Here is a 12,211-nt window from a genome sequence, read left to right as displayed (position 1 = left end):
TAGTGGCTCTTCCTCACCGGACCGTCCTCCTTCAGGTCAACATCCCTGCCGGAAAACTCTCAGAAAGCCCGGACCAGTTTCCAGGTTTAAGGTCAGTCAAGCCCACCGGACGATCCACAAGATCCCCTGGGGTCCAGCATCCTTCGCAACCCGCATTTCTGGCGCCCGGCCCCTGCTTTCGACGCGCGGTGCTATGACGCTCTGACGGAGTTGGAGGAGACGGTCACCTCGCGTGGCGCTCGACTGGTTGTGGCGCCTCTGCCGATCATGCCGGAATGGGCCGCACAGTTCGACCCTGACGGATCCCTCATTACGACCTGGATGGACGAGATCCGTGCCGCCCTCCTACGGCCCGGGACGATTATCGCCGACGGCACCGCCTTGCGCTGGGACGATACCCGCTTCGCCGATCCCGTGCACCTTCTCTATCCCCACCACACGCCCTTCACCGAGTTCATCGCGGACGCCATCGCGCGGCACGCCCGGCAGTCGCGGGACTGAGACGATGCTGTTCAACTCTCACATCTTCCTCCTCGCCTTCCTACCGATCACCCTGGCCGGCTTCGCCCTGTTGCGGCGGATGACCCCCACAGGGCCCGCTCGGCTGTGGCTTTTGGTCGCCTCGCTCGTCTTCTACGGCTGGTGGAGCCTCGCCTATCTCGGATTGCTGATGGTCTCGCTGCTTACGAACTACACGGTTGGCCAGGCGATCGGACATGCGCGCATCGTAGCGCCCAAGCGCGCGAGGGCGCTGCTCGCCTTCGGTATCACCGCGAATCTCATGCTGCTCGGCTGGCACAAGTACGCAAGCTTCGCGGCCGCCAATCTTGCGGCCCTGACGGGGCTCGACTTGGCGGTCAGCCTCGTGGTCCTGCCCTTGGCCATCTCCTTCTACACCTTTCTGCAGATTGCCTATCTCGTGGACATGCGAAAGGGGCTCGGGGCAGAGTACAGCTTCATCGACTACGCCTTGTTCGTCACCTTCTTCCCCCACCTCGTTGCCGGGCCGATCGTCCATCACCACGAACTGATCCCGCAGTTCCACGAACGCGGGAAATTCCGCATCCGCGCGGACGACATGGCAGCGGGCCTCGCCTTCCTCAGCATGGGACTGGTCAAGAAGCTGGTGGTCGCTGATCCCGTCGGTGCCCTGGCCACGCCCATTTTCGCCGGCGGAGCCTCACCCGGCTTCATCGAAGCCTGGACCGGCGCCATCGCCTTCGCTGTCGGCCTCTACTACGATTTCTCGGCCTACTCCGACATGGCAATCGGGCTGGCGCGGATGTTCGGCATCCGCTTTCCCTACAACTTCAACTCGCCCTACCAAGCCACCTCGATCATCGATTTCTGGCGGCGCTGGCACATGACCTTGTCACGCTTCCTGCGCGACTATCTCTACATCCCACTCGGCGGCAGCCGCCAAGGGCCTGGCCGCCGCAACCTGAACCTGATGGCAACCATGCTTCTCGGTGGCCTATGGCATGGCGCGGGCTGGAACTTCATCATCTGGGGCGGGCTGCACGGCATCTACCTTCTCGTAAACCATGCCTGGAGCGAGGCCACGATCCGCGCCCGCGAGAACGGGCGTCATCTATCACTCGGCGCCTTTCCCTCTCGTGCCGCAACTCTGCTTGCTGTTCTTCTCGCATGGGTTTTCTTCGCCTCGCCCACCCCCGGCATCGCGCTTGACGTATTGAGCGGCATGGTTGGTTCGAACGGCTTCCTGCGGACTGACAACGCTCTCCTTCTCGCGGCCTTCCTGCAGGACGGCCCGTCGGGCGTAGTGGCGCGCACGGGTGGAACGGTGCTGCTGACGACAACAGTTGCGCTCGTCCTTCTCGCCGCGGCACTACTCATGATTTTCGCCGCCCCGAATTCTCAACGGATCATAGACGGCGAGCATGCTGAGCTGAACGGGGCTCAGCGTTGGCACCCGCTGCAATTCCACCCGCGGATTGCAAGCGCTGCCATTACTGCTGCCGCCTTCTTATTGGCGCTCGCGTTGATGGCCGACGTGAAGGAATTCGTATACTTCCAGTTCTGATTACCTTTCGCCTATCATCACCCCTCAACGCGGCCTACCTTCTGCCGCTCGGCAACCCGACGTTTGCCGCGTTGAGGCTTCCTAAGCCCTGCCGGCCTGCCCAGAGACTCCGTGCAGCACTCAAGATCTCACCCGCGGTGCCGATCAGGCGCAGCGGTCTATCCGGCTGGGACTGGCGCTGGCCGTCACAAGGGCCAGGACCTCCGGTACTTCCGAAGCAGGAACAGGGCGGCTGAACAGATAGCCTTGGGCCTCCGTGCACCGCTCCGCCTCGACCAAGCGGAACTGCTCCTCGGTTTCCACTCCCTCTGCCGTACTCGTCATGCCGAGCCGCTCGCAGAGGCCGGTCACCGCGCGCACGATCGCAGCATCGTCGCTCGAGGTCTCGATGTCGCGCACAAACGCACGGTCGATCTTGACCTTGTCGAAGGGAAAGCTGCGGAGATAGCTGAGGGATGAATATCCCGTACCGAAGTCATCCAGCGCGATCCGGACGCCAAGGCTCTTGAGGCGGTGCAGGGTCGTCATCGTCGCCTCGGTCCGGCGCAGCAGCACGCCTTCCGTGATCTCGAGTTCCAGCCTGCCCGGCGGCAGCCCGCTGTCGGAAAGCGCCTCGGCCACGGTTTCAACCAGCCGTGGATCGCGGAACTGGGCGGGAGAAAGATTGACGGCAACGCGCAAGGTCGGCGACCACCGGGTCGCGTCGGCGCAGGCCCGGCGCAGCACCAATTCTCCGAGCCCGACGATCAGCCCTATTTCCTCTGCCACGGGGATGAAGTCAGCGGGGGAGACGAGCCCGCGCTCGGGGTGGTGCCAGCGCAGCAAGGCTTCGAGCCCCGTCGGGCTGCGAGTGGCCACGTCGATCACCGGCTGGTAGTGAACCTCGAACTCCTGGGGCGCGAACAGCACGGCACGGCGCAGGTCCAGCTCCAGCTGCCGGCGCTCCTGTGCCTGCCGCCCCATTTCGCGCTTGAAGAACCGCACCCTTCCCCGCCCGTCCTGCTTTGCGCGATAGAGGGCAAGGTCGGCATTCTTCAGCAGCTCGTCCGGCGTCGTGCCATCCTCCGGCAGAACGGCAACCCCGATGGAGCTACCGACGACCACCTGATGCCCGTCGATCTCGAAGGGTTCTGAGAGGATACTGATCAGTCGGCGGGCGAGCGCAGCCGCTTCGGTGGCCGTGTCCCTGCCGTCATCCTCGTCCGGAGCGACGAGGACAGCAAACTCGTCGCCGCCGAGCCTCGCTACCAGGTCGCCTCGTGGGATGCGCACGTTGGACAGGATGCGTGCCGAGGCCGCCTTGAGCAAGGCATCGCCCACGGGATGACCGAGCGTGTCGTTCACCTCCTTGAAGCGGTCCAGGTCCATGTACAGCACAGCGGTCCGCACCCCGCGCGGCCCCGCGTTGGCCACGGCCTGAGCGAGCCGTTCGTGCAGGGTCACCCGGTTCGGCAGGCCCGTCAGCGCGTCATGACGCGCCATGTGCTCGACCCGCGCTTCCGCGGCACGCCGTTCCGTCACGTCCTCGAAGGTCACGACCCAGCTTCCGTCGGGCGACGGCTGATAGACGACAGAGGCCGCGCAGCCATTCTCGAGATCCTGCACGAAGGACCCGGCCTGGCCTGTCTTCACGAACGAGGCGAGGTGGTCCAACAGCGGCTGGGCACTGCCTGCAGCCTGCCGCAACTCATCGAAGGTAGCCCCGATACGGATCGCCCCCCGGGGATAGCCGATGATCCGGACGCAATTGTGGTTCGCCAGCTCGAGGCGCCCCTCGGCACTGAATTTCCAGAGACCTTGGGACATTCCCTGCACCGCCACCCTGAACTTCGCGTCCTGGGCCGCCAACTCGCTCTCCCGCCGCATGCGTTCAGCGAGCGCGATCTCTTCCGCATGCCCCTTGCGAGCGGCAGCCGCGAGAGTAGTACCGATGAGCAGGAGCAGAAGCCCGCAGCCGACCAGCAGGTTGATTCCCTGCTCCCGCCAGTCCGCGAGCGCCGCATCCACGGTTGTCCCGACATGGACCCGCAACGGATGCGCCGCGAGGGCCCGCGCCGAGACCAGGCGTTCACGCCCGTCGACCGCGCTCTCGACACGAACGGCCGTGCCGCTGGGTGCCGCCACGGCCGCCCGGAACTGCGGGGAGCGTCCGAAGTCGCGGCCGACACTGCCTCCAGCGTTGGGATGCCGGGCGATCAGCGTTCCATCGGTCCGGAAAAGGGTGATGCTGGTTTGCGGACCGAGGGCCAGCTCCTTGTAGAAGTGCTCGAAATAGGCGAGCTGAATGACCCCGACGGCGGCCCCGAAGAACTCTCCATCCGGTCCGGAGATCCGCTTCGCGAGGTGGATGCTCCAGGTTCCCGTGCCGCGGTTGTGCACGGGCGGCCCGATCGCATGCTCGCGCCCCCCATCCCGCACCAGCCGGAAGTACTCGCGATCCGCCAGGTCATTGGGCGGGGCAGGCCAGCTACGGGAAAACGAGAGGAGCTTCCCGTCCGCCCCGATGAGCAGGAGCGCGTCCGATTGCGGCATGGCGTCGGACCGCTCACGCAGGGACTCGTGCACGGAGAGCCTGCTGGCCCAGCCCGCGAAGAGTTCCGGCGCCTCCAGGGCGCCTTCCGCGCGTGCGCGCTCCAGCACTGCGGCGAGCGCGAAATCAACGGTCTGGAACGCACGGTCGGTGTGGTCGGCGAGGACCACCGACATCGTCCTCAGCTCTCGCCCTGCATCCGCGATCGCCCTCTCATAAGTTTTCCAGGAAACGAGCGCACTCGCCAGGACGACGGCGAGGCTGAGCAGCAATGCTGCCAGGAAAGGAACCCGCCCGACCTTGTACGAGGCCCCGCGGGCACGAGGCGCCTGGGAGGATGCGGGCCGAGCAGCGACGGAAGGCGCGAGGCCGGGAACGAGCTTGGGCATGGCCGCCTATCGGTCCGACATCGAGGGGCGGGACTGGATCGAACAGGGCAGGAGTTCCAAGGGAGCAGACCTTTGCCGAGCCTATCAGATCGCTCACGATTACGTGTCGGGTACTGAAGGAACTCCTAATAGCTCTCCATCAACTCCCCATCGCAGGAAAGGGCACAGGGGGGACACGCCCCTCGCCTCCGTAGAGCTGTCCCTGCTTGCGCCTCGCCAGCCGAGATCTGCTCACCCGTGGCGCAAGGCCCGATCTCGACATGAGCCGGCCTTCGGGATACCGTTGTATACAAAGCAAAGGGGGGACGGATCGTGGCGTCCAGCAATTCCATGCATCTCATCGTCCTGCCGGGCGACGGGATCGGGCCGGAGATCACGGCGGCAGCGGTGGCCGTGCTGGAGGCGGCCTCCGACCGCTTCGATCTCGGGCTGCGGCTGGAGCACGACATCGCCGGCTATGCGAGCCTGGAGCGCCACGGCACCACCGTGCGGGGGGAGTTGCTGGAGAAGGTGCGGGCGGCCGACGGGCTGGTGCTCGGCCCCATGTCCACCTTCGACTACACCGACGAGAGCAAGGGCGGGGTCAACCCGTCCATGTTCTTCCGGAAGAACCTCGACCTCTTCGCCAATGTGCGCCCGGCCCGCACCTATCCCGGCGTTCCCCACCACGCGGCGCAGGACTTCGACCTCGTCGTGGTGCGCGAGAACACCGAGGGCTTCTACGCGGACCGCAACATGGAGTCCGGCGGCAGCGAGATCCTGGTCACGCCCGATGTCTGCATTTCCATGCGCCGCATCACACGCGCCTGCTGCGAGCGCATTGCCCGCGCGGCCTTCCGGCTGGCCGCGGCGCGGAAGCGGCATGTCAGCATCGTGCACAAGGCCAATGTCCTGAAGATCGGAGACGGCATCTTCATCGAGGAGTGCCGCAAGGTCGCGGCCGAGTTCCCGGAAGTGGTGGTGGACGACTTCATCATCGACGCGATGTGCGCCCATGTCGTGCGCGCGCCCGCCCGCTTCGACGTGATCGTCACGACCAACATGTTCGGCGACATCCTCTCCGATCTCACGGCAGAGCTGTCGGGCAGCCTCGGCCTCGGCGGTTCCGTCAATGCGGGGACGCGCTACGCCATGGCACAGGCCGCACACGGCTCGGCGCCCGACATTGCTGGGCAGGACAGGGCCAATCCCTTCTCCCTCATCCTCTCCACGGCCCAGCTGCTCGACTGGCATGCCGACCGCCTGGGCAGCGCGACCTTCGCCGCCGCGAGCCGCGCCATCGAGGCGGCGGTGGAGGAGGCGGTCGCGGCAGGGGAATCCACCCCCGATGTGGGCGGCCATTTCGGCACGGCGGCAACCGGCGCCGGGATCGCGCAGCGCGTGCGGGCGATGGCGGGCACCGCCTGACCCAGGAGAAGCCCGCAAGCGGGAGAGAAAAGGAATGCAGCGCCGCCATCTCTGCCGGGCCGGACTGGCCCTGGCTGCAACAGCTATTCCCTCCCGCGCACCCCGCGCGCAGAGCGTGCCGGAGGGCTGGCCGAGCCGCCCCATCCGGCTGATCGTGCCCTACGCGCCGGGTGGCGGCACGGATGTCATCGCCCGCGCGGTGGCGGACCGTGCGGGAGCGCTGCTCGGCACCACCATCCTGGTGGACAACCGCCCCGGCGGTGCCGGCAACCTCGCCACCGGCATCGCGGCCGAGGCCGCGCCGGATGGCTACACGCTGCTGGTCGGCAATATCGGGCCGATCGCCGTGAACCCCAGCCTCTTCCGCAATCTCCGCCCCGATCCCGCCCAGGCGCTGACGGCGGTGACGCTGCTGGCCGCGGCGCCGCTGCTGGTGCTCGTCAACCCGCGCCTGCCCGCAGCCGATCTCGGCGTGCTCCTCGCGCTGGCCAGGAGCCGGCCGGGCGGGCTGAACTACGGTTCCGCCGGGAACGGATCGGCCAACCACCTGGCCGGGGCCTATCTCGCGCTCAAGGCAGGAATCGAGATCCAGCACGTGCCCTATCGCGGCGCGGGGCCGGCGCTGAACGACCTCGTCGCGGGCACGCTCCAGATGATGCCGGCGACCATCCCCTCCTCGATCGGCCTCGTGCGGGACGGGCTGGTGCGGGCGCTTGCCGTCACCTCCGCCGCGCGCGTGGCGGGGCTGCCCGATGTCCCGACCGTCGCCGAGGCCGGCGTGCCGGGCTACGAGATGAGCGCCTGGTACGGGATCATGGCGCCCGCCGGCACGCCGCGCCCGATCATCGACCGCCTGCAGCAGGCGGTCGCCGCCGCGATCCGCGCGCCCGAGCTGCGCGAGCGCATCCTCGCCGAGGGTGCCGAGCCTTCCGGCAACAGCCCGGACGAGTTCCGGGACTTCGCCGCCGCCGAGCGCCGCAAATGGGCCGAGGTGGTGCGCGACGCACGGATCACCGTGGACTGAGCGCCCGCCCGTGACATCCCCTCCGCGCGCCCGACAGAACCGATCGAGACCCCTATGACCGACGCCGTGATCGCGGAGGACGCCCTCCTCCTTCTCGCCACCCGGGCGCTCGTCGCGGGCGGCATGAGCGCGGAGGACGCGCGGCCCGTGGCCCGCGTGCTCGTGCTGGCCGACCTGTTCGGCCTCCGCACCCACGGCGTCAGCCGCGTGGCCCAGTATCTCGGCCGCGTCCGCGTCGGCGGCATCGACCCGCGGGCGGCGGTGCGGGCCACGCGCGTGGCGCCGGGTCTCTCGATGGTGGACGGCGCCAACGGCATCGGCCCGCTCGTCGGCGTCAGGACACTGGAGGCGGCGATGGAATCGGCGCGCGAGGTCGGCATCGGCGCCGCCTTCGCCCGCGCCTCGAACCACTTCGGGCCGATCATGCCCTATTCCCTGATCGCGGCGGAGAGGGGCTTCGCCTCCATCATCGGCACCAACGCCACCACCACCATCGCCCCCTGGGGCGGGCGCGACACGCGGCTGGGCAACAATCCCCTCGGCATCGGCGTGCCTGTGCTGGGCGGCCAGCCGGTCATCCTCGACCTCGCGATGAGCGTCGCCGCCCGCGCGAAGATCCGCCGCGCGCTGAAGGACGGCACCGCCCTGCCCGAGGGCTGGGCCGCCGACGCCGATGGCAGGCCGACCACCGATCCCGCGGCGGCGCTGGCCGGCTTCCTGCTGCCCTTCGGCGGGCACAAGGGCTACGGCCTCGCGCTGATGGTGGACCTTCTCTCGGGCCTGCTCTCGGGCGCCGCCTACCTCACCCATGTCAGGGCCTGGGACAAGGAGCCGGAGGCGCGGCAGGATCTCGGCCACTTCTTCATCCTGATCGACACGAAGCGCCTGGCCGAGCCCGGCGCGCTGGCCGCGCGGATGGAGGATTTCAGGCACATCATCCGCTCCACCCCGGCCGCCGATCCCGCCCGCCCCGTGCGCCTGCCCGGCGACGCGGAATTCGAGGAGATGGCGCGCCAGCGCCGCGACGGCGTCTCGGTGGCCGCGGAGGACCTGGCCGCGATGGAGGCACTGGCCGGCCCTGCGCCGGCCTGACGGGAAGGAAGGGGAGAGAGCACCATGATGGAACGGCGAAGGATCGGCACCGCCGCGATGAGCCTCGCGCTCGGCAGCCTGGCCGGGCGCGCGGCGCGGGCGCAGGAGGCATGGCCCTCGCGCACGGTGACGATGATCGTGCCCTACGCGCCCGGCGGCTCGAACGACGTGGTCGCCCGGCTGCTGGCGCCGGGCCTGCAGGCCGCCTTCGGCAGGTCCTTCGTGGTGGAGAACCGCGCGGGCGCGGGCGGCGCGGTCGGCATGGCCCAGGTGGCGCGCGCGAGGCCCGACGGGCACATGCTGCTCGTCTCCTCCGCCTCCAACCACGTCTTCAACCACCTCGTCGTGCCCGACCAGGGCTACGATCCCCGCGAGGCGCTGTCGGCGGTGGCGATGATGGTGGACGTGCCGAACGCCCTGGCCGTGCATCCCTCGCTCGGAGTGACCGACGTGCAGGGCTTCCTGGCGAAGCTGCGTGCCACGCCGGGCGGGCTGAGCTTCGCCTCAACCGGCGTCGGCAGCAGCAATCATCTGGCCGGGGAACTGCTGCGGCTGCGCGCGGGAGTGGAGCTGAACCACGTGCCCTATCGCGGCGGCGGGCCCGCCCTGTCGGACCTCATCGCCGGCACGGTGCCGGTCGCCTTCCTGAACCTTCCCACCGTGCTTCCCGCAGCCGAGGCCGGGCAGGTGCGGCTGCTCGGCATCGGCGGCAAGGCGCGCCTCTCCAGCCGCCCGGACATCCTCACCATCCGGGAACAGGGCGTCGCGGACTACGAGGTGCAGTCTTGGACCGGGCTCTTCGCGCCGCGCAGCACGCCGCGCCCGGTGATCGACCGGCTCGCGGAGGAGGTGAAGGCGCTTCTCGACCACCCGACGATGCGCGAGCGACTGAAGGAGATGGGATCGGAGAACATCTGGGCCGGCCCGGACGCGACGGACGCCTTCGTGCGCGCGGAGTTCGACCGGTGGGGGCCGATCGTGAAGCAGGCCGGCGTCACCAGCAACTGACCTTCCGGGGACGGGGCGCGCCGCACCGCCCCGTTCACGGAGATGCCCTGGCCGGAGCGTCCGGTACGAACGGCTTCAGGCGCCGTCCCGCATGGTCCTCCCGCCCGGGGCCACTGGGCCAGCGGATCCCTGGATCAGGCCGCCGATCCCAGCGCGCGGTCGGAGGGCTTGTCGCCTGGCGGCGGGGTCGGGTGCCGCTCCAGCGCGTGCCGGAGCAGGGCGGCGGAGCGGTACACGCCGTGCACCATCTTGCTGTAGGGCACGACGACGAAGAGGGCGAGGATCACGCCGAGATGGATGGCCAGCAGCACGCCCATCGCCCCCGTCGCGCGCAGCCCGAGCAGCAGCAGCCCGGTCGAGGCCGAGAGGAACAGCAGCACGAGAAGGGCGTAGTCCGCGCCCAGCAGGTTTCGCGCCGCCGGCGCGGGGTCCGAGACGATCTTTGTCCAGATCAGCCCCGCCGTGCCGATCACCATGCCGACGCCGCCCCAGGTGCCGAGCTGAACGGGCAGGCTCCAGAAGGGATAGGGCGCCACATGGCCGAGGAAGTGGTCGTAGAAAGTCGCGCTGGTGGTGGAGGCGAAGCAGAGCAGGAAGCCGTAGAACATGAAGTGGTGGAAGCGGCGGCGGAGCTGGGAGAAGCCCTCGTCCACGTCGTTGCAGCCCCCTCCCCCGCCGCCGAGGTTCTTCAGGGTGAGGATGTCGTGCAGCGCCGTCATCAGCGGCCGCCCTCGCGTCAGCTCGTCCGCCCGCCCGCCGGTATCCCGCCAGAAGTTGCGGAAGCCCATGACGAGGGCGAGGATCGAGAAGAGGAAGGTCCCGCCCGCCAGCGTCACCATCAGCCACCACGGGATCACGCGGTAGAAGGCGCCCGGCCCGACCTGCGGTTGGTAGAGCACGCGCGGATCGACCAGCGCCATGGTGAGCAGGAGGGTGAGCGCGATCCCCGCCGCGGTGGCGAGCGCGACGATCGTGCCGTTCCGCTTGAACAGCCCCGCCAGCGGGCCGGGCCAAGCGTATTCCTCATAGGTCTCGGAGCGAACCTGGGCGAGGACCTGGGGAAGGTTGATGTTGAAAGGATGCGGCGGCGCGTACTGGCAGGCGTAGTAGCAGCCGCGGCAGTTGTGGCAGAGATTCGCGATGTAGCTCAGGTCGCCGGTGCTGAATTCCCGGCGCAGCGTCATGGCGGGGAAGACGGCGCAGTAGCCCTCGCAGTAGCGGCAGGCGTTGCACACCTCCATCGCGCGGCGGGCATCGGTGGTCGCCTCAGTTTCGCGCATTCCGTGCGGCCTCCCTTCCCGCGATCCGCCCGAAGACGGTGCCGATCGCCATCCCGAAGCCAGCCAGATAGCCCTTGCCGAGGATGGAGCCGGCCATGATCTCGCCCGAGGCGAAGAGGTTGGCGCTGGGCCTGCCGTCCTCCATCAGCACGCGCGCGCGCTCGTCGACCTTCACGCCGAGATAGGTGAAGGTGATGCCGGGCCGCAGCGGGTAGCCGATGAAGGGCGGCTCGGCGATCGGGCGTGCCCAGTGCGTCTTGGGCGGGTCCAGCCCCTCGGTGCGGCAGCCGTCGAGGCGCGTCGAGTTGAACTCGCCCGGCACGCAGGCAGCGTTGAACGCCGCCACGGTCCCCTCGACCGCGGCCGGATCGAGGCCGAGCTTCACCGCCAGTTCGCCCACCGTGTCCGCCTTGATGGCGGGGAAGACGGAGGGCATGAACAGCCTCTCGCTCCTGGAATCGATGATGGCATAGGCCACCTGATCCGGCTGCTGCGCGACGAGGCGCCCCCAGATGGCGTAGCGCTTGGGCCAGACATCCTCGCCCTCGTCGTAGAAGCGCTCGCCATGCTTGTTCACGACGACGGAGAAGGGCACGCAGTCCAGCCGGGTGACGATGCCGCCATCGAACTTCGGCGCCCGCCCGTCGATCGCGACGGCGTGGCACTGCGTGGGATCGCCCACTGAGGCCACGCCCTGGTCCAGCAGGTTCCGCAGCACCACGCCCTTGGCGTAGGGCGTGCCGCGGATGAGAAAGTTCCGCGCCGCCGGCCCCCAGCCCTTCTCCAGCCATTCGAGATCGGCCTGGAACCCGCCGGAGGAGGCGACCACCACCTTGGCGCGCACGGTCTCGGGGAAGCCGCGATGGTCGATCGCCACCTCCCGCACGAAGCCGTCGTCCAGCTTCAGGTCAACCGCCTCGGTGTCGTAGAGGATCTCGACCCCCAGCCGCTCGGCCGTTGCGTAATAGGCGTTCACCAGCGCCTTGCCGCCGCCGAGGAAGAAGGCGTTGGTGCGCGACAGGCTCAGCGTGCCGGAGAGCGAGGGCTGGAAGCGCACCCCGCAGGCCTCCATGAAGGGCAGCGCCTCCCGCGTGAGGCGGATGGTCATGCGGGCGAGATGCTCGTCTGTCTCGCCACCGGTCACGCGCAGCAGGTCGTCCCAGTACTCGTCCTCGAGATAGGCTTCCGTCAGCACCGAGGTCGGCTCGGCGTGCATCGTCCGCATGTTGCGGGTGTGGCGGCTGTTCCCGCCGCGGAAAGCCTTGGGCGCGTGCTCGATCAGCAGCACGGAGCAGCCGGCCTGGCGGGCGGTGACCGCGGCGCAGAGAGCGGCGTTCCCGCCGCCGATCACCAGCACGTCCCATACCCGCGAAAAATCCGGCATCGCCGCCCTGTTCGCCCCTTTTGTATACCGGCGGATACATTTTTCCCGCGCGC

Annotated in this window: 9 protein-coding genes; 6 read left to right on the top strand and 3 right to left on the bottom strand. The window is 68.7% G+C overall.

Features of this window, described 5'->3' with window-relative positions; genetic code table 11:
• Positions 1–249 precede the first annotated feature (249 nt).
• Both FHS87_RS13615 and FHS87_RS13610 read left to right on the top strand, forming a co-directional pair.
• The gene (locus FHS87_RS13615; protein WP_184519198.1) at positions 250–501 is read left to right on the top strand and encodes a hypothetical protein; all 252 of its coding nucleotides are present in this window, start codon (positions 250–252) and stop codon (positions 499–501) included.
• A 4-nt stretch (positions 502–505) separates the two neighbouring features.
• Positions 506–2,044 carry an MBOAT family O-acyltransferase gene (locus FHS87_RS13610; protein ID WP_184519195.1) on the top strand — a complete coding sequence of 513 codons (1,539 nt, stop codon included), beginning with the start codon at positions 506–508 and terminating at the stop codon, positions 2,042–2,044.
• A 144-nt stretch (positions 2,045–2,188) separates the two neighbouring features.
• Here the strand turns inward: FHS87_RS13610 and FHS87_RS13605 are convergent, their stop codons facing one another.
• Positions 2,189–4,963, bottom strand: a complete 2,775-nt coding sequence (locus FHS87_RS13605) for a bifunctional diguanylate cyclase/phosphodiesterase (protein WP_184519192.1) — start codon at positions 4,961–4,963, stop codon at positions 2,189–2,191.
• Between the two features lie 312 nt (positions 4,964–5,275).
• On the opposite strand from FHS87_RS13605, the gene FHS87_RS13600 reads away from it, so the two are divergent.
• From FHS87_RS13600 to FHS87_RS13585, 4 genes are read left to right on the top strand one after another with little or no spacing between them, the layout of a single operon-like run.
• A complete protein-coding gene (locus tag FHS87_RS13600; RefSeq protein ID WP_312861994.1) occupies positions 5,276–6,370 on the top strand; it encodes an isocitrate/isopropylmalate family dehydrogenase in 1,095 nt (364 codons plus the stop codon).
• A 34-nt stretch (positions 6,371–6,404) separates the two neighbouring features.
• Positions 6,405–7,394, top strand: a complete 990-nt coding sequence (locus tag FHS87_RS13595; protein WP_184519189.1) for a Bug family tripartite tricarboxylate transporter substrate binding protein — start codon at positions 6,405–6,407, stop codon at positions 7,392–7,394.
• A 54-nt stretch (positions 7,395–7,448) separates the two neighbouring features.
• On the top strand, positions 7,449–8,486 hold the full coding sequence (locus FHS87_RS13590; RefSeq protein ID WP_184519186.1) for an Ldh family oxidoreductase: 1,038 nt from the start codon (positions 7,449–7,451) through the stop codon (positions 8,484–8,486).
• 24 nt (positions 8,487–8,510) lie between these two features.
• Positions 8,511–9,494, top strand: a complete 984-nt coding sequence (locus tag FHS87_RS13585; RefSeq protein WP_184519183.1) for a Bug family tripartite tricarboxylate transporter substrate binding protein — start codon at positions 8,511–8,513, stop codon at positions 9,492–9,494.
• Positions 9,495–9,628: 134 nt separating this feature from the next.
• On the opposite strand, the gene tcuB is transcribed toward FHS87_RS13585, so the two are convergent.
• Entirely contained in the window at positions 9,629–10,774 is a 1,146-nt protein-coding gene (tcuB, locus tag FHS87_RS13580) for a tricarballylate utilization 4Fe-4S protein TcuB (protein ID WP_184519180.1), read from the bottom strand.
• Positions 10,761–12,158, bottom strand: a complete 1,398-nt coding sequence (gene tcuA / locus FHS87_RS13575; RefSeq protein ID WP_184519177.1) for an FAD-dependent tricarballylate dehydrogenase TcuA — start codon at positions 12,156–12,158, stop codon at positions 10,761–10,763. Before tcuA ends, tcuB begins: the two co-directional genes overlap by 14 nt.
• Between the last annotated feature and the right edge of the window lie 53 nt (positions 12,159–12,211).

It is taken from the genome of Muricoccus pecuniae (assembly GCF_014199205.1).
GTDB classification, from domain to species: domain Bacteria; phylum Pseudomonadota; class Alphaproteobacteria; order Acetobacterales; family Acetobacteraceae; genus Roseomonas; species Roseomonas pecuniae.
This window is presented reverse-complemented; position numbering and strand designations above follow the sequence as displayed.